We start from the raw sequence: 23,192 nt of genomic DNA, 5'->3' as shown, positions 1-23,192 counted from the left end.
GGCTCATGCCGCCATATTGCTTACGCCACCGGTAGAACGTCAGCTCGGAAACGCCGATCTGGCGAACAGCATCCGCCATCGCCATGCCTTGGCCGCGCAAAACCTCAMCCTGCCGAAGCTTCGTGACGATCTCGTCGGGCTTGTGTCGCTTGTTTGCCATTGTGGTCCTCCTTCATGGTCAAAACCATACTTCAAGGTGGACCCGTTCAATGGGGGTGGATCACCCGTTGATCGTCTCGGCCAGCGCGTTGTCGTAGCTGTCACCGACGCTGCCAACCGAAGGCTCGATGCCCGCCTCGGCCAGCCGTTCAGTGTATTTGATCGACAGATACTGGCTGCCGCGGTCGCTGTGGTGAACCAGCCCCATGCCCTTGACCGGGCGGCGGTCATGGACCGCCTGTTCGAGGGCATCAAGGACGAACCCGGCATACGCCGAGGTGCTGACCCGCCAGCCGACAATCTTGCGGGCATAAGCGTCGATGACGAAAGCGACATAAACAAACCCCTCCAGGTGGCAAGTGGAGTAAGAAGCGCGGATGCGCTTCTCCTCCCCGAACCGTACGTGCACCTTTCAGCGCATACGGCTCTCTATTCAATCGTGGCCCATGGCCATGGCAACATCATGATAATTTGAGGTGACGGTGCTGCGAGGTTCGCTCCGGAAGATGTACGGATTGCTCTCCGGATTCCGCCACCGGAACTGCGCCTTTGGGCTGGTTACCATTCGGCGCAGCGCCTTGCCGACGCGGTCTCCACGTTCACTTCGTCCATAGACAAGCCAAGTCTTTGCCTTGCCCGCCTCTGGCGCTCGATACCAGCTCCGCATCAAGGGTTTGATGCGTGACCGATATTTTCGCGCCAGCCAGTGCGCCAGTTTCCAGAACACGACAGTGTCGATGCGCCGGAAGCAACGCGCTGTGAAGTCGGTGAACTTGTAGAAGGCCGCCCATCCCGCCAGTTGGCTGTTCAGGCGGTCCACCATGTCGACCTTGCCGACATCATGATTGCCGGAAAGGGTCTCGGTCAGTTTGCGAACAAACGCCTTGGCCTTTTCCTTGGGTATCGTCGTGACGACGGACATATGCCCGTTCGACCCCCGCTTGCGAATGATCCGATGCCCCAGAAAGACGAACCCGTCATCGACGTGGGTGATATGGGTCTTTTCCATATTCAACGTCAGCTTCAGACGGTCTTCCAGAAAGGCCCGGCATTCCTCGCGGATTTCCTCGGCATGAACCTTCGTCCCCTTGACGATGACGACGAAGTCATCGGCATAGCGACAATAGGCAATCGCAGGTTTCCATTGCCGGTTCTCTCGAACCGTGATGGGGCGGCCCTGCTGAACGCCGAAGTTCCATGCCCAGCGATCCTTGCGGGCTTTCCGGTTCAGGTATTTCGCCTCCAGCCACGCATCAAACTCGTGGAGCATGATGTTGGACAGGAGCGGCGACAGCACGCCGCCTTGCGGAACACCCTCACTGGACGCTGCAAACAGGCCACGGTCGATGTGACCCGCTTTTAGGATGCGCCAGAGAAGATCAACAAACCGTCCGTCCCGCACCCGCCGCCGAACGCATTGCAGAAGCAGCCGGTGATGAACGGTGTCGAAGTAGCTCGCCAGATCACCTTCGATGATCCAGCGGCCCCTCGTCGTGTCCGCACCGTCCTGAAGCTGCAACTTCACGGTACGAACGGCATGATGCACGCTGCGTTCCGGCCGGAAGCCATAGGACAGGCGATGGAAGTCGCTTTCCCAAATCGGCTCCATGGCCATCAGCATGGCGCGCTGGACAATGCGGTCTGTCAGAGTCGGTATACCCAGTGGTCGTAGCTTGCCATTGGCTTTCGGGATATAGATTCGCTTGACCGGCTTCGGGCGATAGGTGCCTTTCAGCAGGTTTGTCCGCAGGTCGGCCAGATGGCGATCCAGCCCGGCCTGCATCCGTCGCTTATCCATTCCGTCAATGCCCGGAGTTCGTGCGCCACTCGACGCCAGAACGATCCGGGCGGCTTCGGCAAGCCATTCCCGGTCGGCAATGAGCCGCAAGAGACGATCGAACCGACGGTTCGGACCGGCCTCGGCCCATGTTGCAAGCTTGTGCTGCATTTCGCTGATTATCAAAGGTCTTCACCTCATTTGGTCAGGTAATTTGCACTCCAAGCAGATTGAACTGTTCCCCTTCGCCATGTGGCAGGCTTTCCCTGCCGCGGACTACTACGGGAACTCCGCCAGCATGATGGACATCAGGGTCAACTCCCTTGCGATGCTCAACATCGTGGGCATTCCATCATGCCTTCCCTCGTTCATATGCTGGACATTCCACGCATTGGGGAGGTTGCCGGTCGCAGTCCTTGTCCTTGCGTCCCGCAAGTCGATGCCGATGTCATGGTCTGGCTGCGTTCTCCCCATGACTCCCTGCGAGACGCCATACATGTACGCCCGCATTCGGATGCCGCCGACATACGTCTCCGGCGACCTCATCGGCATTCCGCCTGTTAAGCCGTGTAGGCGAAGGCGACATTTCAGCCCTCGGATGCGGATTAACCGGTTCGTGTTCCTCAACCTTCCAGTGCTACAGCCTCGGGAACCATCTCGGCGTAACGGCCTCGCCTCAATCCCCTTTACCTGCGGGCTACGTCACCCTGCCAGTTGACGACAGGTCACCGCCGCTTGGGCTCATGCCCCTCACAGCAGGGGGCACGGCATTCTTCAAATCCTCCTTTCTCAATGCATTCCAGTCATATGCACCCCGGACCATCCGGGACGAGGCGCACCATAGGTGAAATCGCTGACCCACAGCATGTTCGGCGCAGGCACGCGGAACTGGCGGTTCACCTTGTCCAGCGGGCATGGCTGCTTCTTGTCAGGGATCGTCGTCTTGTGCGGCTTGCCCCGGATAATGCCTTGAATGCCCATGTCCTTCATCAGCCGTGCCACCGTGCAGCGAGCGATATCGAAGCCCTCGCGGCGCAGCTGGTGCCAGACCTTGCGCAGGCCGTAGACGCTCCAGTTGTCCTCGAAAACACGCCGTATCTCGGGGCGCAGCGCCTCGTCCCGTTTGGCACGATCCGACAACCGCGCCGGGTCGGCACGTTTGGCCAGATGGTCATAATAGGTGGCAGGGGCGATCGGCAGAACGTCGCAGATCGGCTCGMCCCCGTGCGCATCCCGATGCGCGTCGATGAAACCCACCATCACTTCGGTCGGCGGTCGAGCTCCGCCATCGCAAAATACGCCGACGCCTTGCGGAGAATCTCGTTCGCCTGGCGCAGTTCGCGATTCTCCCGTTCAAGGGCCTTCATCTTCTCGGCCATCTCGGTCGGGATGCCGGCGCGCTTGCCGCTGTCGACTTCGGCCTTCTTGACCCAGTCGTTCAGCGTCTGCGGGGTGCAGCCGATCTTCGCCGCAATCGACATGACCGCCTGCCAGCGCGACGCGTGTTGACCCTCGTTGTCGAGAACCAGCCGCACCGCGCGCTCGCGCACTTCAGGGGAAAACTTGTTCGTCGTCTTGCTCATGATGCTCCATCCTACTCAGGAGTTGGAGCCTCCGGCAAACCCGGCGCGGTTCAAAGGCTAACAGGCGCGAGCGCGTTGGGAGGAGGCCGCTATCAGCGTGATGACTGCTACCGGCAATCAGGTCGCGCAGATCCTGGGTAGCGGTTCGCCAAGCTAATCGAATGGATCGCCGAGACTTTACCTGCAGACGCCAGGAAGTTTCCAATCCGCTGCTATGCCCTTGGCGAGCCAGATTGTCAGCCGATTAATGATTGGAAATCAATGCGGTTCCTGTGTTGCTACGCCGAGGCGATCTGAGCTTCTGGTCAGCGGAGCCCGGAACAGCTCTGCGTGTCGAGCCGCAGTTTGAACTTCTCAGGACTGTCAGGGCCTTAACATCGCAAGCATCGGCGCAACCCCCAGCTTTGTTCTTACACTCAGCAGCTACCAGTTGGCCTTAACAGTGCCATGCTGGGATACCGCGGACATTTCTTTCCACTCGTTATTCTGCCTGGATCTGTATCAATAAGATTTCGGCTGACCAAGAACGCGTTCGGCAATGAACGACAGGATGAGTTGCTCTGTCACTGGCGCGATCCGCGGTAGAATTGATTCGCGGAACAGACGTTCGACCTGGAACTCGCGCGCATAACCCATGCCGCCATGGGTCAATACGGCCTTGGTGCAGGCCTCGAAAGCAGCGCGTCCGGAGAGGAATTTTGCAGCGTTGGCCTCCGCACCGCAGGGCTTACCATTATCATAAAGGAAAGCCGCGCGCAGGCACATCCAATATGCAGATTCAAGATAGGTCCAAGCTTCGGCCAGCGGATGCTGAATACCCTGGTTCTGACCGATCGGTCGGCCGAACACGACGCGTTCGCGCGCGTATTTCGCGGCGCGGTTGATGGCATCGCGTCCTACCCCGATCGCCTCGATGCCGACTAGAATGCGCTCGGGATTAAGGCTGTCGAGCAGGTATTCGAATCCCTTACCTTCTTCGCCGATCCGATCCGCTTCGGGGATGAAGAGCCCATCGATGAAGATCGCGTTCGAATCAACTGCATTGCGACCAAGCTTACGGATGCGCCGCACCTCGATCTTGCTCCGATCGAGTTCAGTATAGAAGAGGGTCATGCCTTCAGTCGGCCGTTTGACCTCGGATTTTGGGATGGTGCGGGTTAAGAGCAAAATCTTGTCCGCAACCTGTGCAGTCGAGGTCCACATCTTGCGGCCGTGGACGACATAGCCACCCGGCGCGCGGGCAGCCACGGTCTTGATGCTGGTGGTATCAAGGCCGGCGTCGGGCTCGGTCACGCCGAAACAGGCTTTCTGCTCGCCCGCAACCAAAGGCACGAGCCAACGTTGTTTCTGTTCCGGCGTGCCATGGACGACAATAGCATGCGGTCCGAACAGATTGATATGAATCGCTGAGGCGGCCGCATATCCGCCGCCGCTCTGAGTGGCGGCATGCATCATGATGGCCGCCTCCGTAACGCCGAGCCCGGCGCCGCCTACTTCTTCCGGCATGGTGATGCCGAGCCAGCCATTCCTGGCCATAGCCGCATAATATTCCTGAGGAAAACGGCTGKTTTCCTCGCACTCAGTCCAATACTGGTCGTCAAAACCGGCACACAGTTCGCGAATGTTGCTGTCGATCGCTTCCTGCTCAGGCGAAAGTTGAATTTCCATCTTGGCTCTCGGGGGGTCTCGGTGTGTCTTAGAACGCGACGTTTTTCGGTCCTTTGGTCTCAAGCATCCGGCGCGCATCGTCGGGCGTTGCGATCTCCAGCGACAGCTCTTCCAAGATATGGCGAATCTTCGCCACTTGAGCGCCATTGGACGGCGCGAGTTGCCCCTTACCGAGATAGAGATTGTCCTCCAGGCCGACACGAACGTTGCCGCCGAGGATCGCGCCCATGGTCACGAAGGGGAATTGATGGCGGCCAGCAGCCAGGATTGACAGATAATAATCGTTGCCGAAGAGCCGGTCTGCTGTCGCCTTCATGGTCATAAGATTCTCGGGCTCAGCCCCTATACCACCGAGAATCCCGAAAATCGCCTGCACAAAGAAGGGTGGCTTGACAATGCCCCGCTCGGCGAAATGGGCGAGGTTGTAGAGGTGTCCGACATCGTAGCATTCATATTCAAAGCGGGTTCCAAGTTCCCCCAATTCCGTCATGGCACGCTCGATCTGAGTGAAGGTGTTCGACAGAATGAAGTCGCGTGTCATCATCAGATAGTCATGTTCCCAGCCGTGCTGGAACTCGCGGATCCGACCCGCCGCACCGGAGATATTGAAGTTGAACGATCCCATGTTCATCGAGGCGATTTCTGGGGCTGCCCATTTGGCGGCTGCCAGGCGCTGATCCATGGTCATGCCCAGTCCGCCGCCGGTGGTGATGTTGATGATGGCGTTGCAGCCGTCCTTGATTTGCGGCAGGAAGCGCTTGAAGGCTTCCGGATCTTGCGTGGGCTGTCCGGTTTCCGGAACGCGGGCGTGAAGATGCAGGATTGCCGCGCCTGCCTGCGCCGCGCCGATGGCATTCTCCGCGATCTGATCCGGTGTCACTGGCAGGTGCGGCGACATCGTCGGTGTGTGGATCGAGCCTGTAATGGCACAACTGATGATGACCTTGTCTGCACGTCTCATGGGTGTTGTCTCCGTCGTTTCAGAGGGCTTGCATGATCTCGCGCCAGGCTGTTTCGAGCTCCTGGCGATGGTGTGGGGCAGCGATGCCGATCAGGCGTTCGGCCCGTTCCACGGTGGTAGCGCCACGCAGATCGGCAACGCCAAATTCGGTGACAACAATTTCAACGTCGTGCCGTGGGAGCGAAACAGGGCCGTCGAGCCGTGGCACGATTCGGGACGCCGCGCGGTCGGGCGAAGTGGCAGGCAGCGCGATGATGCTGATCCCGTCGGGTGCGAGACTTGCTGAACGGGCGAAGTCCGCCGCGCCTCCAACCCCACTGATGGCGCGGCCGTCGAGAGTCTCCAGATTGGCCTGACCGAACAAATCGACTGCAAGCGCAGAGTTGATCGCGATCAGGCCGGGAACAGCGGAGAGCGCTGTGGCAGCGTGCGTGTGGTTACAGGCACGCACGGCAAGACCCTCGCGTCCAGCCAGCCAGTCATAGTAGCTGCGCGTGCCCACATGAACACAACTGACATGTCTGAAATCCGGATCGAGCGTGCCGGCCTCGGCGAGCCCCCGCGCCCCATCCGACAGCATGCCGGACCATAGCCGGATGCCGCGGCGGTCAGTCAGCTTGCGCAACAGCGCATCGGGAACCTTGCCTAACCCGATCTGCAGCGCTGCGCCATCGTCTACGAAATCGGCGACATTGCGGGCAATGCAATCGGATCTGGGGGACGGCGCGCCGACATCGTACTCGCCTAACGGCTCGTCGCTTTCCACGACGAGATCGGCATCGGATATATCGATCCTCTCCGCACCGGGGATGTCGGGCAGATTCGGATTGACGACAGCAATCAGGCGCCGGCTTCGTCGCAGCGCAATCGGAGTGAATTCGACTGCAGGCCCGAGCGAGGCCTTACCTGAGCCATCCGGCGGGGCAACATGGGCAATTGTCGCTTCGAATTCCGTTGCGGCCAGGTAGGCGCAGAATCCGCCATAGGAATAGGGGAGGTGGCGCATGGCATCGTCCGCCTGGCTGCCGCGGTTGCCGCTTGCAAAGAGATTTGCAAATGACGAATGCGCCGGAAGGCGCCCCGCGAGAGAGGCGTTGATACCGGGGACGTAAGTCGCGGTGATGGCGAGTGGCGGCCCTTCGCCTGCGACCAAAGCCGCGCTGAGCGAAGCTACTTCTCCAGCCGAGCCGGGCAGAAAAATGCGGTCACCCGGCCTTAGCGAGGCGAGGATCGCGCGTGCCGCTCCATTCAACCGCGCCTCCCTGCTGTTTGGGCCGTGATCGCCTGTGCTTGCGAAAGTACGTTCTGCGCCTGTTTAAGATGGGGGATGTCGAGCATCTTGCCGTCGAGCGCGACTACGCCGGTGCCGGGGCTGGCGGCGAAAGCCGCCACCACGCGCTCGGCATGACGGACGTCCTCATCGGACGGCGTGAAGCTTTCGTTGATTACCATAACCTGCGCTGGGTGGATGGCGATGCGCCCGCCGAACCCTTCGCGTGCGGCAGCAATGCAGTCGGCCCTGAGTCCCGCCTCGTCCCGGAAATCTGCGTAGAGCGTCTCGATCGCGGTCACACCGCATGCCTTGGCCGCGATCAGGCAGTGCGAGCGCACCATACGATAGGTGAAGCCCCAGTTACCGTCCGCTCCTCTGTTGGTGGTTGCGCCCAGCGCCGTAGACAGATCCTCGGCGCCCCAGGTCATCGCAGCAAGGCGGGGCAGTTGCGTCTGCGCATATGCTCCGAGCCCAAAGGGCGCGCGTGGGGTCTCGGTCGCAACGGACATCAGGCGAATCGAATTTTTGATCCCGTCTCGTCGTTCGAGAGCATCAAGCATAAGGCTGAGCCGTGCGAGATCGCTCGGATGATCCACTTTAGGCACGACCAGCCCGTCCGGTGCGGCGCGTACGACTTCGACGATATCATCAAGCCCGCCTTCAGCCATTGGATTGATGCGGACCCACAACTGGGCGGACCGGACCACGCCGGCCGCGGCGACATATTCCGCGACCATGCGGCGCGCTAGCGGCTTGCGGCCTGAGTCGACCGAATCTTCAAGATCAAGGATCAGCGCATCCGCGCCAGAATCCGCTCCCTTGGCGAGCTTCTTTGCGCTGTCGCCGGGCACGAAGAGCATGGAGCGCAGCAGCATCATGCCGCTCCCCGCTTCAACTGTAGGCCCGTGCGGCGACAATGTCCCACCAACTCATCGCGCTGGTTGTAGGCGCGGTGCAAGAAGGTAACAATGCCAGCGTTAGGGCGCGACTTACTCTCACGCAGTTCCACGATCTCGGTTTCAACACGGATTGTGTCGCCGTGGAAAGTCGGACGGGGAAAGCGGACTTCATCCCAGCCGAGATTGGCAATGGCCGTCCCAAGGGTGGTCTCGCCTACGGATATGCCGACCATCAGTGCCAGAAGGAACGCACTGTTGACGATGCGCTGTCCGAACTCGGTCTGGGTGCGGCAATACTCTTCGTCGAGATGCAGATAGGCCGGATTATGAGTGATGGCGCTGAACCAGACATTGTCTGCTTCCGTGATGGTGCGGCGGATCTCGTGCTTGAACACCTGCCCGACCGCCAATTCGTCGAAATAAAGACCAGCCATGCTTCCCTCAAAAATATCCTACCTTTAAGCTTTCCACAAATGGTCTAATAATTTACTTGCGGCCATCTGTCGAGAGGTTTAAGCTGCGTGATATAGATGAGGGAGCCTAGGTGAGGCCGGGTGTTCAGGTTGCAGCAGGACAGGTTAGGCCCCGAAAGGCTTGCCGATGAAGCCGAACTGAAGGCGTGGGTTGAGGAGCAGACCGGGCAATCGATCGCGAGCTGGCGGCGGATTTCGGGCGGCAACCGCTGTCACTCCTGGGCGATCGAGTTTTCGGTGCCTTCCGTGCAGCCACTTTATCTACGTTATCAGCCGCCGCGCCCTTCCTCAGCGGAACCCTACACTGTATGGCGCGAGGCACGCATCTATGAAGCGCTGAAGGAAACAGATGTCACGGCGCCGCGGCTTTGCGCGGTTCATCCCGAACACCAGGCGATCCTCACCGAATTGCGGCCAGGTCGGGCCGACTACCGGTCGCTGAACGACGAGAGCGAACGCCAATCCATAGCGCTGGAATTCGTCGAGGCCATCGCGCAGCTCCACAGGACGCCGTTTCCCGTCGCCGCGATCCCCGGCCTCACCGAGTTGATGAGCATCGCAGATTGCGTGCGTGATGAACTGAAGATCTGGCGAGCGATGTATGCCGAAACCGCCATGCCCGACCCGCTGATCGAATTCGCGATGGATTGGCTGGAGGACAACGTTCCGGAGCCGGCTGGACGACCTGTTCTGGTCCATGGCGACGCCGGCCCGGGAAACTTTTTGTTCCAGAATGGCCACATGACTGCTCTGCTGGATTGGGAACTGGCACATCCGGGCGATCCGATGGAGGATCTGGCCTGGTTTTCCATGCGAAGTGTCATGGAGCCGGTTCCCGACTTTGCGGCTGCCATCCTTCACTATCAAGCGGCCGGCGGTGCCGTGCTGGATCTCGCCCGCATCCACTATCATCGTGTTTTTGTTTCTACCCGGGTCGTCATCATCCGCCACAGAAATGTCACCGGCCAACCCGGCAACTCAATTATCTCAAGGGCGCTGAACCGCCGCCTGCTGGTCGATGCGCTGGCGGAGGCGAGCGGCGTAACCCTGCTGCAGTCGCCGCCGCTCGAGGCGGCGCCGACGCCCCGCACCGAACTCTATGATGGGGTGATCGCGAGCCTGCGCGAAGAGATCGCAACCGCGACCAACGATCCGCACATTATTGCTGCCAGCAAGAATAACGCAAAGGTATTGAAATATTTGCGCGAGGCAGATCGTCTCGGTGCGCTTGTCTGCCAGCGCGAGCTTGCCGATCTCAGCGCATTGCTTGGATCTCCCCTGCCATCCGTCGAGGACGGCCGCGCACAGCTGATCGCGGGTCTGCGCGACCGCAACATTCCCTTCGACACCGCACTGCGTTTCTTCGCACAGCGAGTGGCGAACGACGCACAGATGGCGGCACTAGCCTCCGGCGGCCTGGCTTCTCGAAAGCTGCCTTCGCTTGACAGCCTGGAAGGAAAAAAATGAACGTTCACGAATCCCCTCAGATCACCCCTCGCGACGACAGTTTCCATTTCAACGAGATGAGCGATCGCTGGTGGATCACCGAAACGGCGTGGTTCTCTTTCTGCAAACCCGAAATGAACCTCGGCGGCTGGCTTTACAGCATGTTCCGCCCGAATATCGGTACCGTTGCCGGCGGAGCCTGGGTCTGGGACGACTCAGCGTCGGTCCCGTGGGAGGTTCCTTATTCGGCGAACTACACTGCGTTGCGTATCCCCGAGAACGCCGACCTCAACGACATTGCACTGCCTACAGGCGTCAGCTTGAAGACGTTGAAGCCGCTGACCACCTACCGCCTCGGCTTCCATGACGAGGATCGGCTGATGATGGACCTGATTTTCGACGCTACCATGCCGCCGCGGCCGATGCGCAAGGCGAACTCGTCCTTCCAGAAGCTCAGCCACTTTGACCAATTCGGCCACGTCACCGGGACGATTACGCTGCACGGCCGGGTAATCGACATTGACTGCCTGGCGATCCGCGACAGGAGCTGGGGCCCCCGCCCCGAACACCGTCCGGGCCGCAGTGCTTACGTCACCGGCATCGCGTCGCCAGGCGACGCGTTTCTGGCCGTGACGAAGTGGAACGATCCCGATTACGCCATTGCCTATGGCTTCCTGATGGAGGATGGCATCATAGGCGACATCGTCTCAGGCCGGCGCATGGTCGAGCGCGATCCAGAAACCGGCTATGTAGCCCGCATCACGATCGAGGGGAGGGACGAGCACGGCCGCGAGTTGCAAGCCGAAGGTCGGCGGCTTAGCGGGATAGTCCTTAATCGGCACAGCTTTATCGATTCCAACAGCCTGATCGAATGGTCGATCAACGGCAAGACGGGACACGGCGAAGACCAGGACATGTGGCCGGTACATTCGTGGTCGGCCATGCGTCGCCAGATGCGCGAGGGAGCGGCAGCATGACGAGCCAAAGCTCGGCGCAGCCCCTGGCAGGGATCACCGTTGTCGATCTCAGCCAGATCTACAACGGGCCTTACGCTACCTTCCTGATGGCTGCCGCCGGTGCGCGTGTCATCAAGATTGAGCCGCCGGGCGGTGAGCCGCTGCGCAGGCGCGGCGTGGTCGGCGGCGCGGCACTTCCTTTTGCGATGCTGAACGGCTGCAAGGAAAGTGTCGCTCTCGACCTGAAGAGCGAAGCTGGTCGCGGGGCGTTGAAGAGGCTGGTGCGCGACGCGGACGTAATCGTGGAGAATTTTTCGCCGGGCACGATGGAGCGCCTCGGCGTCGGGGCAGAAACCCTGCGTGCCCTCAATCCTCGGCTGATCTACGCTTCCAGTTCCGGCTTCGGGCGCGACGGTCCCTACAAGTCCTACCCGGCAATGGATCTTACTGTGCAGGCGATGGCGGGTATAATGGAGACGACCGGTTTTTCTGACCGGCCGCCCGTCAAGGCCGGTCCCGCGCTCTGTGATTTCTTTGCCGGCATCCACCTCTATGGAGCCATCGCCACTGCTCTCTATGAACGCGAGCGCACTGGCGTAGCGCGCCGCCTCGAAGTATCGATGCAGGATGCGGTTTATCCCTCGCTCAGCTCCAGCCTCGGCATGCATTGGGGCAACACTGGTAACGCGGAAGCGCCGCCGCCGCGCACCGGCAATCGTCATGGCGGACTGGCCGAGAGCCCCTACAATGTTTACCCGGCCTCGGATGGCTACATCGCCATTATCTGTGTCGGCGACATCCATTGGGCCAATCTCGCCCGCGCCATGGGAAGGCCCGAGCTGATTACCGACGAACGTTTCGCCTCCCTTAAGAAGCGGGTCGAGGCGATGGACGAGGTCGATGCGATCGTTTCCGGGTGGACCTCCCGGCTACCGAAGCTGGAGTCGTTCGAGACACTGATGGCGAACAAGGTTCCCTGCGCGCCTGTGCGCACGCTGGACGAAGTCATTAACGACCCGAACATGCATGCCCGTGGAGCGCTGCAATGGCAGGATCACCCGGAGCTCGGGCGGATCGTCGTGATGCATTCGCCGCTGCGCTACGAAGGGGTCGATCAGTTGCCACTGCGGCCGAGCAGGGCGCTCGGTCAGGATACGGAGGAGGTGCTTTCTGCGCTCAACGTGGAAAGCACGGCCTAGTGCGGAGATAGGGAGGAGCGGCCGCGCGCGGCCGGAACGGAATGGGTGGAGTTCTAGGCATAGACGTCGGTGGTACCTTCACAGACCTGTATTTTTCCGGCCCGGCAGGGACGTCGGTGCTGAAGGTGCCTTCGACTCCCTCCGACCCCAGCCAAGGGCTGATAGACGCGATGGAGGCCGCTGCACTGGCTCCTGACGATCTCGACGTCATCCTGCACGGCACCACGATCGCCACCAATGCAGTCATCGAGCGGCGAGGCGCGCGCTGCGCGCTGATCACCACCAAAGGCTTCCGCGATGTGCTTGAGCTCGGCCGTCGCGACCGCCAGCGCATGTACGGGCTTACCGGTGTCCAACGCCCGCTCATCCCCCGTCGCATGCGCTGGGAAGTAGAGGAACGTATTAACCATCGCGGCCAGGTAGTCACACCGCTCGACGAGGAGCGCATAAAAGCGCTGGCCGCAGCGCTTGCGGCGGAGGGGCTGGAAGCCCTCGTGGTGTCCTTCCTGCACGCCTATGCCAACCCGGCGCACGAACTGCGAGCCAAAGAAATACTTCAGTCGGCGAGCTCCGGCTGGGAGGTGGTGGCCTCACACGAGGTGGTGCGCGAATATTACGAATTCGAGCGCACCAGCACAGSGGCGGTGCAGGGTTATCTCCAGCCGCTGGTAGCAACTTATGCACGCAATCTGTCCGCCAAGCTGGAAAAACGCAACTTCAGTCGTCAAACACTGGTGATGCAATCGAACGGCGGCTTGGTGCCCTTGGCACAGCTGCCGGAACGCGCCGCCAACATCGTTCGCTCGGGGCCGGCCGCCGGCGTTATGGCAGCAGCACGCATTGCCGGAGAAGCAGGCTTCCCTTCAGTCATCACAGCCGATATGGGCGGAACCAGCTATGACGTCGCCGTCGTGGTAGACGGCACCCCGCGCATCGCGGAAACCACCGATCTTGATTTCCGCGTGCCGCTGCGATTGCCAATGATCGATGTGCATACGATCGGCGCCGGTGGCGGTTCGATTGCCTATCTCGACCGCGGCGGCATCCTTCAGGTCGGACCGCGCAGCGCAGGTGCCGTTCCGGGCCCGATCTGCTTCGGCCGTGGCGGCACTGAGCCTACAGTCACCGACTGCAATGCTGTCCTCGGACGCATTAATGCCGAACATCCAATCGGCCTCAAGCATCTGAAGCACCTGCAGATCGAGCCCGCGCGTGCAGCCCTCGCGGAGCTTGGCGACCGGCTCGGGTTGGGGGTTGAAGAGACCGCCGAGGCGGTACTGACGATCGTCAACCATGTCATGGCGCGACGCACCCGCCTGCTTACAATTGAGCAAGGTCTCGATCCGCGCGCGTTTGCGCTGGTGATCTTCGGCGGCGCCGGCCCGCTGCATGGGGCGGCGATAATGCGCGAGGTGGGCATTCGCACCATGCTCGTGCCGCCCCATCCGGGCGTGCTGTGTGCACTTGGCTGTGCGGTGGCGGATCTGCGCTATGACTTCTCGCGCACGGTGGAACGTCCGCTGGCCGATGTGGATGCGGCCGAATTGCAGGCGATCCTCGCCGAGCAGCGTGCCGCTGGGCTGATGAAGATCGAGGAGAGCGGCATTCCCGTCGAGTGTTGCCAGATCTCCCACGCGGCCGATATGTCGTACGTTGGACAAATCCACAGCCTGCGCGTGCCAGTGGAAGCGGACTGGTCGGGCGAGACAATGCGGCAAGCCTTCGAGGACGCCTACAGGGTCGAGAATGGCGCAACGCTCGGCGACATCCCTGTCGCCTTGGTCGGTCTCACCACGGCGGTGGAAGGCGTCCGGCACAAACCCGCGGCCATCGTCTCAATCCAGGTCGACGGTGGATCGCCGTCACCCTTTACGCATCGCGATGTCTATTTCGGCCGCTGGATGCGCACGCCGATCTACGATCGGACCCAACTCGTGCCCGGCACATCATTGTCCGGGCCAGCCATTATCGAGCAGGCCGACACCACGACTGTGGTGGAACCGGGCATGAGCGCCCGCGTCGATCAGTTTTCAAACATCTTGGTCGAGGTGCAATGACCGATCCCGTCACCCTTGCGGTCATCCGCGGCGCGCTGGAGCAGATCACCGATGAAATGGATCTGAACCTGATCCGCGCTGCGCTGTCGCCGATCATTTCCGAAACGAATGACTGTGCACACGGCCTCTATGATGCCCGCACCGGTGAGACAATCGCGCAGGGCGGCTACGGCCTGCCGCAGTTCCTTGCCAACATGCAATTCACCGTGCAGCGGTTGATCCCGATCGCCGAAGCGGCCGGCGGCTTCAAGCCGGGCGATGTCTGGATCACAAACGATCCTTACCTCAGCGGTACCCATCTCAATGACGTGATCCTTGTTGCGCCACACTTTGTCGACGGCGAGCTGTTCGCGCTCTTCGCCAACACCGGACACTGGATGGATATGGGCGGCAGCGCACCGGGCGGCTGGGTGCCGACCGCGACCGAAATCCATCAGGAGGGCATCATCATTCCGCCGATGAGGCTGGTCGAGGGCGGCCGCCGCAACGAAGGCGTCGCGTCGATGATCACCGCCAATGTGCGATTGCCGCAGCAACTGCTCGGCGATCTCGCGGCCATGATCAACGTCTTCGCGCTTGGCCGACGCCGGTTGGACGAACTGGTTAGTCGTTACGGAGTAGAAACGCTGCGTGCATGCATCGCCGAGATGATGGCGCGCTCGGAAGCTGACATGCGCTCCTATATCGAGGAAATTCCCGACGGTACCTATTCCATCACCGACTACTTCGACAACGACGGAGTGGAAGACAGGCGTCTTGCGGTCAAGCTGCAACTGTCTGTCCGAGGTTCAGAGCTGCATTTCGATTTCACCGGGACCGATGGGCCGGCGACGGGGCCAATGAATATCTCCGACAGTACGACGCGTTCATTATGTTTCGTCGCGCTGAAGCACATCTTTCCCGAGGTGCCAGTGAACGGAGGCACCTTCCGTCCCACCAGCTTCACCATTCCGCCAGGCTGCATCCTGTCGGCCCGTTACCCTTCCGCTGTCGGCGGTACGACCGACGTCGTGCAGCGCATCGTTGATGTGGTTTTCGGCGCCCTATCGCAGGCGATACCCGAACTGGCGCCAGCCGCACCCTTTGGAACTACCGGCGTGGCTACCGTCTCGGGGCATCACCCGCGGACCGGACACTATTATGTGGCAGTCTATCCTTATCCCGGCGGCTATGGCGGCAGCAGTACTTCCGATGGGCTCGTCAACGGCACCCCGCCCGGCTCGATGGCCAAATTCATGTCGGTCGAGATGTCGGAACACCGCTATCCGGTCCATTTCGATTACTTCGCTATTCGCGACAATTCCGGCGGCCCCGGAACGCACCGCGGCGGTTGCGGCACAACCTACGGCATCATCGCGGAAGCGGACGCCGTCGTTTCGATCCTCGGTGATCGCGTCGACCATGCGCCTTTCGGCGTGAGTGGCGGGGGCCCGGCAGCGCCCAACAAGGTCGAATTCGAAACCGACGGACGTAGATGGGTGCCGCCCATGCGGTCCAAGGCGACAAAGGTGCCGGTCCGGCCCGGTGATGCATTCCATCTCGCATCGCCCGGTGGGGGCGGTTTCGGTGAGCCGCTGGAACGCGATCCGGCTCTCGTGGAGGAAGACCTCAACGATGGGCTGATCGATCTCGAGACGGCCGTGAATGTCTATGGCGCGGTCATTGCCGAGACCCGGCACATCCTCGACCGGCCCGTCTACCGTGTCGACTGTGAGGCAATGCAGCGCCTGCGGGCACAACGGCGGGTTGCTCGGCCAAGAATGAATCATCTTCAAGGGAGGTTGGCATGAAACTGACGCGTAGGATTTTCGGGCAAGTGGCCTTTGGCGGTATCGCGGCGGCGGTAGTTGGAAGGCCTGTTAACGCACAGTCGGAACCTATCCGACTCGGCGCCGTGAACCCCTACTCGGGAGCCATGGCCCAGTATGGTGACGAGGTGACGCGTTGCTACGAGCTGGCAGCCAGGTGGATCAACGGACAAGGCGGACTTCTTGGCCGGCAGGTCGAAGTTGTCCGCGGCAATGCCACCTCGGCCCAGGAGGCGATTGGCGCCGTCGAGCAACTGGTCGGCCGCGACAAAGTTGACCTGCTGATAGGCACCTATGTCAGCGCGATTTCCAACGCGGCGAGCGAGAGCGCTCTGAATTACGAGAAGCTTTATTGGGAAACCAACGCGCTCGCGCTCGACCTGACCGAGCGTGGGCTGCCGAACTATGCTCGCAGTGGCCCCAGCAGCAACGAATTCGCCGCCCGCTCAGCCGAAGCGGTGACCGAGATCGTCTCCAAGAAGCTCGGCAAAGCACCGGCCGAGATGAAAGTCTGGATTGAACACGAAGACAGCGCCTACGGCACCTCGATTGCCGAGGAGCAAAAGCGCCTGCTGGGCGAGGCCGGCATCACCGCAGGGATCGGCGCCCACAGCGCAAAAGCCGTCGATGTAACCGACAGCGTCCTTCGCGCGCAAAGCGCCCAGCCGGACCTCTGGATCACCGTTGGGTACGTGAACGACACCAACCTTCTGCTGCGCACGGCACGCGATCAGGGTTTCAAACCGTCCGCCATTATTCTCACCGGCGTCGGCGACACTGTAGAGACCCTCGAGGCGCTCGGCGAGGAATTCATGGAGGGCGTACTGCTTGTCTCCTATCCGCGACCCGACATCAACGAGAATTACGGGCCCGGGGCATCGAAATTCCTCGACCTCTACCGCGAAGCCTATAAACGCGATCCGATCGCGCCCCAGGGCATGAACGCTTTCGTCGGTGCAAAGATACTGTTCGAGGCCATCGCGGCTGCCGGGTCCCTGGAATACGCCGCAATCATCGACAATGCCAAGGCGATGGACAAGCCTGTCGGCTCCTACGAGACGGGCTACGGCGTCAAGTTCGACGACATGATGCAGAATGTACGCGCCCTGCCCGTGGTCGCACAGTGGCAGTCTGGCAAAGTCAGGGCCGTTTACCCGGCCGAGGCCGTCGCACAGGGGGTCGAGATCGTCAATATTCCGCGGGCTTAACCGGTGCATGTACGTCCGAGCGCCGCGATAAGCGCCGCTCGGCATCCGCAAGCGGAAGACCTGCCCCCGCTAGAGGAACGAGCAAGATGGCGGAGTTTTTTCACATTGTGACGGTCGGATTGCTGCTCGGCGGCATCTACGCCATGGTCGCGGTCGGGCTGAACCTGATCTTCGGCGTTATTCGCGTCGTCAATTTCGCCCAGGGCGAGTTCGTCATGCTCGGCATGTACGGTGCCTATGCCGCGCAGATCTCACTCGGCCTGGACCCATACCTCGCTCCGTTAATCGTCGTGCCGATGCTCTTCATCTTCGGCGCTCTGGTCTACGGCATCATCCTGCGTCCGCTACAGGGCGAGCCGATGATGCAGATCTTTGCCACCTTCGGCCTGCTGATGGTCCTGGAGAACTCTGTGCTGGGGATTACACGCGGCATCGGGCTCAGCGTCAACTCCGTTATCACCGGCATATCTGTGCCGGTTGGTCCGTTCCAGGTCAGTCTTGCCCGTGTTCTGGTGCTGGTGGCGSCCACCGCCGTGACGCTGGCAATTGGCTGGTATTTGCGGTCGGTACTACAGGGAAAGGCGATCCGGGCTGTCGCACAGGACCGCAATGCCGCCCGTCTGATGGGCGTCGATGTAGAACGGGTCTATATGTTCACCTTCGGTATCGGTGCAGCGCTTGCGGGTCTGGCCGGTTGTCTGCTCTCGCCGCTTTACACCATGACGCCGCAGATCGGTATCAGCTTCATCATGCCGGCCTTCGCTGTCGTCGTTCTGGGCGGGCTCGGCAGCGTCACCGGCGCCTATGTCGGTGGCTTCATCGTCGGGCTGACGGAGGCGATCGCCGGCTACTATCTCGATCCCGCACTTAAGCACGCCGTTTTGTTCCTGGTCTTTATCGCGGTTCTGGTGGTACGGCCGTCGGGGCTTTTCGGCATCGCCGGCGCAGAGGAGGTCGGCCTCCGTGAGCAATCCTGACCTCAGCCTCGATCAGCTTCACGCCGCCTCGCGTCGGGGGCGTGTGCCGACTCTCGTCAATGAACTGCCCCGCCTGCTTGGTATTCTCGTGCTGCTCGTTGGGCTCGTGCTTCTGTTCATCGGTGACAGTTTCTCACTCAATGTCCTGGCCACTGCCTTCCTCTTCGCCGGGCTCGCCACAGCCTGGAACATCATCGGCGGGCTGGGTGGTCAGTTCTCGCTCGGCCACAGCGTCTTCTTCGCCATAGGCGCCTATATGACCGCGAATCTCATCCTCGGTTACAAGCTCTCGCCGTGGCTGGCGCTACTGCCGTCCATGACGCTAGGGGCGGTTGTTGCCGCCCTGGTCTCCTGGCCTGTGTTCCGGCTTCGCGGACCTTTCTTCGCCATTGCTACTATGGCGTTGACCGAGGTGGCGCTTGCGCTCGCCATGTACTTTGAATCCGTCACCGGTGGCGCGCAAGGCCTGTCGGTTCCGTTCAAGGCTGGTTTGACCAACATGATTTTTCGCGACCGGATGAGCTACGCCTTCCTGATGCTTGGCTTTCTTGCGGTTGCGCTGCTGATCTTCGCCGCAATCAGACACAGCCGCCTTGGCTATGCGCTACAGGCTGTGCGTGACAACGAGGAGACAGCCGAAGCGGCTGGCATCGACGTTCTCCGAACCAAGCTTGTTGGCATGGCTATCAGCGCGGCGCTGATGGCCGCCGGTGGCTGCCTGTATCTGATGTATGTGCGCGTAGTAGATCCACCGTCGTTGTTCTCGCTCTTCGATGTCGGAGTCAAGGTAGCGCTGATCGCACTGATCGGCGGCATCGGCACCACCTATGGTCCGTTGCTAGGCGCGCTTCTGATCGTGCCTTTGGAGAACTATCTGCGTGCTGAGCTGGGTGGCGCTATCCCCGGCTCCAACCTTCTTGCGTTGGGCTTCATACTCATGTTGACGGCGCTGTACCTGCGTCGTGGCATCGTGGGCGCGATCCTAAAGCTGCGCGACCGCTCCTGGAGAATACTTCGATGACCGCGCCGCTTCTGGATCTCCGGTCCGTATCGCGTCATTTCGGCGGTCTCAGGGCTGTAGACGATGTTAGCTTCACTGTCTCCGACGGTGAGATCATTAGCATCATCGGCCCGAACGGGGCTGGCAAGACGACTCTTTTCAACTTGCTCACCGGCCAACTTGCGCCAACCAGCGGGAGCATTCTCTATCTTGGCAAGGATATAGGGAGTCTCAAGCCGCATCATCGCGCTCGTCTGGGCTTTGGCCGCACCTTCCAGATATCGCAGACCATGATGTCGATGACGGTGCTGGAAAACGCCATGGTCGGCGCCTTCCTGCACATATCAGCGGTGCGAGAAGCGGCCGAAAAGGCCGAGAGCAAGCTCGAATTGGTGGGACTGGCCGAGCATGCTGGTCGTCGCTCTGGCGAGTTGACGCTCGGCGGGCGCAGGCGCCTGGAGGTTGCCCGAGCGCTTGCCATGGAGCCGCGCCTCGTGCTCCTCGACGAGGTGATGGCCGGTCTCAACCAGACCGAGGTTAACGACGTACTGACACTCGTGGAGAAGCTCAATGCGGCAGGCACCACCTTCCTGGTCATCGAGCACAATCTCAAGGTCGTGCGCGCATTTTCCAAACGCGTCCTGGTGCTCAATCGCGGACAATTGCTGGCGCAGGGAAGCGCAGACCAGGTCCTGAGCGACGCCACTGTCATCGAAGCTTATATCGGGAAGCAGCAGCTATGAGCGAACGTGCCCACCTGCGGCTTGAAGACGTCCATGCCGGCTATGGTGAGGCCGAGGTGTTGTACGGCATCGACCTCACCGTGCCGCGAGGCCAGATTGCTGCAGTCGTAGGCGCCAACGGCGCCGGCAAATCCACGCTGCTCTCGGCGATCGCGGGGCTGGTGCGGCCGAACGCCGGCCGTATCATTCTCGACGGGAAGGAAATCGGAGGTGCGCGCGCCAACAGCCTGCCTGCCAGGGGACTGGCCCTTGTCCCCGAGGGCGGACGCCTGTTTCCGTTCATGACTGTGCGAGAGAATCTCGAACTCGGTGCCTACATCCCCATGGCGCGTGCCCGTACCGTGGAGCGGCTGGAGGAGATTACCGAGATCTTCCCGATCCTGCGCGACCGGCATAATCAACTTGCCGGCAGGTTATCGGGCGGCGAACGCCAGATGTGTGCGATCGCACGGGCACTGATGAGCCGACCGGCGCTGTTGATGCTCGACGAACCCTCGGTCGGCCTGTCGCCGATCATGACCGAACGGGTACTGGAAACCGTAGCGAGACTCGTGCGTGATGATGGGCTCACCGTGGTCATCGTGGAGCAGCGGGTCACCGAGGTTCTCACCATAGCTGACGAAGCACATATATTGGATCACGGTAGAATCGTGCGGTCCGGGCCGGCGGCCGTTATGCAGAACGACCCGCAAATTCAGGAAACTTACATGGGACTGTAACGCGGCTGTATAGGGAACGAACTCGTCCGTGCTAACAAATGTCCAATGATTTACCAATCGAATCGCCGGAAGGAGAACCGATGAAGGTCAGATCCGCCGCACAGATCTCGCCCATCGTTGTTCCGAAGGCCTCGGATATTCTCGCCTCTCAGCTGCGGCAGATGATCGTGCAGGGCGATCTCCGACCGGGCAGCCTTCTGCCGAGCGAACGCGACCTGGTAGCCGAGTCGGGTCTCAGCCGCACATCGGTACGCGATGCGCTGCGGGTGCTGGAATCGGAAGGCTTCGTTACCACGAAAGTAGGACGCAGCGGCGGCTCCGTCGTCACGCTTCCTGGTCGCGACGTGGTCGCCCGCTCGGTCGAACTCTTCGTACGCACGCATGGGATTCGGCTGGATTCTCTGCTCGAGTGTCGCGTCGCGGTGGAGCCGACGCTGGCCCGCCTGGCCGCCCGTCACCGCACACCGCAGGAGCTTGAGAACATAGTTGATCTTCATGAGCAGTTCGTTGCCTCTGTGGGGGACGTTCAGCGCTATAAGCGCATCAATCTCGAATGGCATCTCGCCATCGCGCGCTGCAGTCGCAACGAGCCCCTGATCGCGTTAATGGAAGCGATCACCATGCCCATCCGCGACGCCATGGATTATCAGCACGTCACGACGCCGGAAATGCGCGATGCCGCGGTCAAGGCCCATACGGTCATTCTGAAAGCTATCCGCGAGCAGGATGAGCAGGGCGCTAGCCGTCGTATGGAGCGCCATGTCACAGCCTATCGTGATGTGGCTACGGGCGTTGCGGCCAACGGGAGCCCACGTGAACCGAAACCTCCATTGCGTGCATAAACTCGTCAGCCGGCGTTAATGTAAACGCTTTTCGAGTAGAGATAAGCATCGATGTGACCGCGGCTGCCCTTCACACCATAGCCACTCATTTTGATGCCGCCGAAGCCGACGTTCGGGTCAACCATGCCATAGCAGTTTACCCATACAGTGCCGGCGTGGATGCCGTGCACCATCTTCAGTGCTGTCGACATATCGCGGGTCCAGACCGCGCCGCCAAGACCATATTCGGTATCGTTGGCGAGCGTGAGGACCTCGTCGGCGGTATCGAACGGGATCACGGAGATCACCGGTCCGAAGATTTCCTCGCGCGCGATGCGCATGGAATTGGTGACGTTGGCGAAGATGGTTGGCTCGACGAAATAACCGGAGGCGAGCTCGCCGCCGAGACGCTCGCCACCTCCGGCCAACGTAGCGCCTTCCTTCGGCGCCCCGTGCATATAATCGAGTACCTTGTCCAGTTGCTTCTGCGAGATGAGCGGTCCAAGTTGCACACTGGAATCGAGGGGGTCGCCGACCTTCAGCGTCTTCGCGAATTCCGCCATGCGCTGCGTGAATTCCTCCTGGATCGTACGCTGCACGAAGAGGCGCGTCCCAGCATAGCAGACCTGACCGGAATTGGTGAACACTGCCATCGCTGCACCTGGGACCGCTTTGTCAAGGTCGGCATCGGCAAAGACGATGTCGGGTGACTTGCCGCCGAGCTCCAACTGGAGCTTCTTCATATTTGTTGCTGAGGCTTCGATAATCTTGCGTCCGGTCACAGTTGAACCGGTGAAGGCAATGCGATCCACGCCCGGATGGCGGGACAGTGCCTCACCCGCTATTGCGCCGTAGCCGGTCACCACATTGACCACCCCTTCCGGCATGCCCGCCTCGTGAAGCAGTTCGACAACACGTAACACGCTGAGCGAAGCATCTTCCGCTGGCTTCATGACCACAGTGCAGCCGGTCGCAAGCGCAGCGCCCAGAACCCACCATTGGCTGATCAGCGGCCCGTTCCATGGAATGATACCGCCGATCACGCCGACCGGTGCCTTGATGCTCATGGAGGTGATGTTGCCTGGCAACGAGTTTCCCGATGTCTCGCCCGCCACATTCATGGTCTGGCTCGAGAAATACATGATCATCTGAAGGATCGCGCCCTTCAAATTGCGCGTGCGCGTTAGCGGCGCGCCCATGTCGAGCGTCTCGATTATCGCCAACTCGTCGAAATTTGCTTCAACGAGATCGCGGATTTTCACGAGCAGGCATTGGCGTTGATAAGGTGTCCACCGGCTCCACGGTCCTTCGAAAGCGGCTCGCGCGGCCACCACTGCAGCATCGACGTCCTGATCCACCCCCATTGAACGGGTCCACCTTGAAGTATGGTTTTGACCATGAAGGAGGACCACAATGGCAAACAAGCGACACAAGCCCGACGAGATCGTCACGAAGCTTCGGCAGG

At 60.9% G+C, this 23,192-nt stretch carries 19 protein-coding genes, 2 pseudogenes and 1 other annotated feature; of the genes and pseudogenes, 11 read left to right on the top strand and 10 right to left on the bottom strand.

Annotated features, from left to right (window positions below; translation table 11 throughout):
- From L598_RS16310 to L598_RS16265, 9 genes and pseudogenes are all read right to left on the bottom strand, one after another.
- The coding region (locus tag L598_RS16310; protein WP_144859921.1) for a transposase at positions 1 to 160 on the bottom strand (160 nt) is incomplete at its 3' end.
- A 63-nt stretch (positions 161 to 223) separates the two neighbouring features.
- Positions 224 to 519: pseudogene (locus L598_RS16305) on the bottom strand (DDE-type integrase/transposase/recombinase); the annotation flags it as partial.
- 73 nt (positions 520 to 592) lie between these two features.
- Complete coding sequence (gene ltrA / locus L598_RS16300; protein WP_186445069.1) at positions 593 to 2,122, bottom strand: group II intron reverse transcriptase/maturase; 1,530 nt, start codon at positions 2,120 to 2,122, stop codon at positions 593 to 595.
- Between the two features lie 654 nt (positions 2,123 to 2,776).
- Positions 2,777 to 3,519, bottom strand: a pseudogene (locus L598_RS16290) (IS3 family transposase); the annotation flags it as partial.
- Positions 3,122 to 3,238 (bottom strand) — a sequence feature (AL1L pseudoknot). (Overlaps the previous pseudogene by 117 nt.)
- A gap of 501 nt (positions 3,520 to 4,020) precedes the next feature.
- Positions 4,021 to 5,187: an acyl-CoA dehydrogenase family protein gene (locus L598_RS16285; RefSeq protein WP_144864236.1), complete on the bottom strand. Its 1,167-nt coding sequence runs from the start codon at positions 5,185 to 5,187 to the stop codon at positions 4,021 to 4,023.
- A gap of 28 nt (positions 5,188 to 5,215) precedes the next feature.
- The gene (locus L598_RS16280) at positions 5,216 to 6,148 is read right to left on the bottom strand and encodes a 3-keto-5-aminohexanoate cleavage protein (protein WP_144864232.1); all 933 of its coding nucleotides are present in this window, start codon (positions 6,146 to 6,148) and stop codon (positions 5,216 to 5,218) included.
- 19 nt (positions 6,149 to 6,167) lie between these two features.
- Complete coding sequence (locus tag L598_RS16275; RefSeq protein ID WP_144864230.1) at positions 6,168 to 7,400, bottom strand: acetyl-CoA hydrolase/transferase C-terminal domain-containing protein; 1,233 nt, start codon at positions 7,398 to 7,400, stop codon at positions 6,168 to 6,170.
- Entirely contained in the window at positions 7,397 to 8,296 is a 900-nt protein-coding gene (locus tag L598_RS16270) for a CoA ester lyase (RefSeq protein WP_210245012.1), read from the bottom strand. The genes L598_RS16275 and L598_RS16270 overlap by 4 nt, the downstream gene beginning before the upstream one ends.
- A complete protein-coding gene (locus tag L598_RS16265) occupies positions 8,296 to 8,754 on the bottom strand; it encodes a MaoC family dehydratase (RefSeq protein WP_144864226.1) in 459 nt (152 codons plus the stop codon). The genes L598_RS16270 and L598_RS16265 overlap by 1 nt, the downstream gene beginning before the upstream one ends.
- A 120-nt stretch (positions 8,755 to 8,874) precedes the next feature.
- Between L598_RS16265 and L598_RS16260 the strand changes: the two genes are divergently transcribed.
- From L598_RS16260 to L598_RS16210, 11 genes are all read left to right on the top strand, one after another.
- Positions 8,875 to 10,260, top strand: coding sequence for a phosphotransferase family protein (locus L598_RS16260; RefSeq protein ID WP_144864224.1), 1,386 nt, complete (start codon positions 8,875 to 8,877; stop codon positions 10,258 to 10,260).
- On the top strand, positions 10,257 to 11,216 hold the full coding sequence (locus L598_RS16255) for a hypothetical protein (protein WP_144864222.1): 960 nt from the start codon (positions 10,257 to 10,259) through the stop codon (positions 11,214 to 11,216). Before L598_RS16260 ends, L598_RS16255 begins: the two co-directional genes overlap by 4 nt.
- Positions 11,213 to 12,394 carry a CoA transferase gene (locus L598_RS16250; protein WP_144864220.1) on the top strand — a complete coding sequence of 394 codons (1,182 nt, stop codon included), beginning with the start codon at positions 11,213 to 11,215 and terminating at the stop codon, positions 12,392 to 12,394. Before L598_RS16255 ends, L598_RS16250 begins: the two co-directional genes overlap by 4 nt.
- 41 nt (positions 12,395 to 12,435) lie before the next feature.
- The gene (locus tag L598_RS16245; protein ID WP_144864218.1) at positions 12,436 to 14,451 is read left to right on the top strand and encodes a hydantoinase/oxoprolinase family protein; all 2,016 of its coding nucleotides are present in this window, start codon (positions 12,436 to 12,438) and stop codon (positions 14,449 to 14,451) included.
- A complete protein-coding gene (locus tag L598_RS16240) occupies positions 14,448 to 16,241 on the top strand; it encodes a hydantoinase B/oxoprolinase family protein (protein WP_144864216.1) in 1,794 nt (597 codons plus the stop codon). The genes L598_RS16245 and L598_RS16240 overlap by 4 nt, the downstream gene beginning before the upstream one ends.
- Complete coding sequence (locus L598_RS16235) at positions 16,238 to 17,467, top strand: ABC transporter substrate-binding protein (RefSeq protein ID WP_144864214.1); 1,230 nt, start codon at positions 16,238 to 16,240, stop codon at positions 17,465 to 17,467. Before L598_RS16240 ends, L598_RS16235 begins: the two co-directional genes overlap by 4 nt.
- Before the next feature lie 86 nt (positions 17,468 to 17,553).
- Positions 17,554 to 18,444 carry a branched-chain amino acid ABC transporter permease gene (locus tag L598_RS16230; protein ID WP_144864212.1) on the top strand — a complete coding sequence of 297 codons (891 nt, stop codon included), beginning with the start codon at positions 17,554 to 17,556 and terminating at the stop codon, positions 18,442 to 18,444.
- Positions 18,431 to 19,465 carry a branched-chain amino acid ABC transporter permease gene (locus L598_RS16225; RefSeq protein WP_186445068.1) on the top strand — a complete coding sequence of 345 codons (1,035 nt, stop codon included), beginning with the start codon at positions 18,431 to 18,433 and terminating at the stop codon, positions 19,463 to 19,465. Before L598_RS16230 ends, L598_RS16225 begins: the two co-directional genes overlap by 14 nt.
- Positions 19,462 to 20,187, top strand: a complete 726-nt coding sequence (locus tag L598_RS16220) for an ABC transporter ATP-binding protein (protein WP_144864208.1) — start codon at positions 19,462 to 19,464, stop codon at positions 20,185 to 20,187. Before L598_RS16225 ends, L598_RS16220 begins: the two co-directional genes overlap by 4 nt.
- Positions 20,184 to 20,906 carry an ABC transporter ATP-binding protein gene (locus tag L598_RS16215; protein WP_144864206.1) on the top strand — a complete coding sequence of 241 codons (723 nt, stop codon included), beginning with the start codon at positions 20,184 to 20,186 and terminating at the stop codon, positions 20,904 to 20,906. Before L598_RS16220 ends, L598_RS16215 begins: the two co-directional genes overlap by 4 nt.
- An 80-nt stretch (positions 20,907 to 20,986) precedes the next feature.
- Positions 20,987 to 21,748 carry a FadR/GntR family transcriptional regulator gene (locus L598_RS16210; protein ID WP_144864204.1) on the top strand — a complete coding sequence of 254 codons (762 nt, stop codon included), beginning with the start codon at positions 20,987 to 20,989 and terminating at the stop codon, positions 21,746 to 21,748.
- Positions 21,749 to 21,753: 5 nt separating this feature from the next.
- Here the strand turns inward: L598_RS16210 and L598_RS16205 are convergent, their stop codons facing one another.
- Complete coding sequence (locus tag L598_RS16205) at positions 21,754 to 23,178, bottom strand: aldehyde dehydrogenase family protein (RefSeq protein ID WP_210245011.1); 1,425 nt, start codon at positions 23,176 to 23,178, stop codon at positions 21,754 to 21,756.
- Between the last annotated feature and the right edge of the window lie 14 nt (positions 23,179 to 23,192).

Origin of the sequence: Mesorhizobium sp. J18, assembly GCF_007829525.1 — a bacterium.
GTDB lineage: Bacteria > Pseudomonadota > Alphaproteobacteria > Rhizobiales > Rhizobiaceae > VLJP01.
Note: the sequence above shows the minus strand (reverse complement) of the source record. Positions and strands in the feature narration are given on the sequence as shown.

Coding starts and splice junctions, on each gene's coding strand:
- L598_RS16255 (WP_144864222.1), top strand. CDS start 10,257: ATGAACGTTCACGAATCCCCTCAGATCACCCCTCGCGACGACAGTTTC.
- L598_RS16240 (WP_144864216.1), top strand. CDS start 14,448: ATGACCGATCCCGTCACCCTTGCGGTCATCCGCGGCGCGCTGGAGCAG.
- L598_RS16235 (WP_144864214.1), top strand. CDS start 16,238: ATGAAACTGACGCGTAGGATTTTCGGGCAAGTGGCCTTTGGCGGTATC.
- L598_RS16265 (WP_144864226.1), bottom strand. CDS start 8,754: ATGGCTGGTCTTTATTTCGACGAATTGGCGGTCGGGCAGGTGTTCAAG.
- L598_RS16215 (WP_144864206.1), top strand. CDS start 20,184: ATGAGCGAACGTGCCCACCTGCGGCTTGAAGACGTCCATGCCGGCTAT.
- L598_RS16270 (WP_210245012.1), bottom strand. CDS start 8,296: ATGCTGCTGCGCTCCATGCTCTTCGTGCCCGGCGACAGCGCAAAGAAG.
- L598_RS16250 (WP_144864220.1), top strand. CDS start 11,213: ATGACGAGCCAAAGCTCGGCGCAGCCCCTGGCAGGGATCACCGTTGTC.
- L598_RS16280 (WP_144864232.1), bottom strand. CDS start 6,148: ATGAGACGTGCAGACAAGGTCATCATCAGTTGTGCCATTACAGGCTCG.
- L598_RS16210 (WP_144864204.1), top strand. CDS start 20,987: ATGAAGGTCAGATCCGCCGCACAGATCTCGCCCATCGTTGTTCCGAAG.
- L598_RS16220 (WP_144864208.1), top strand. CDS start 19,462: ATGACCGCGCCGCTTCTGGATCTCCGGTCCGTATCGCGTCATTTCGGC.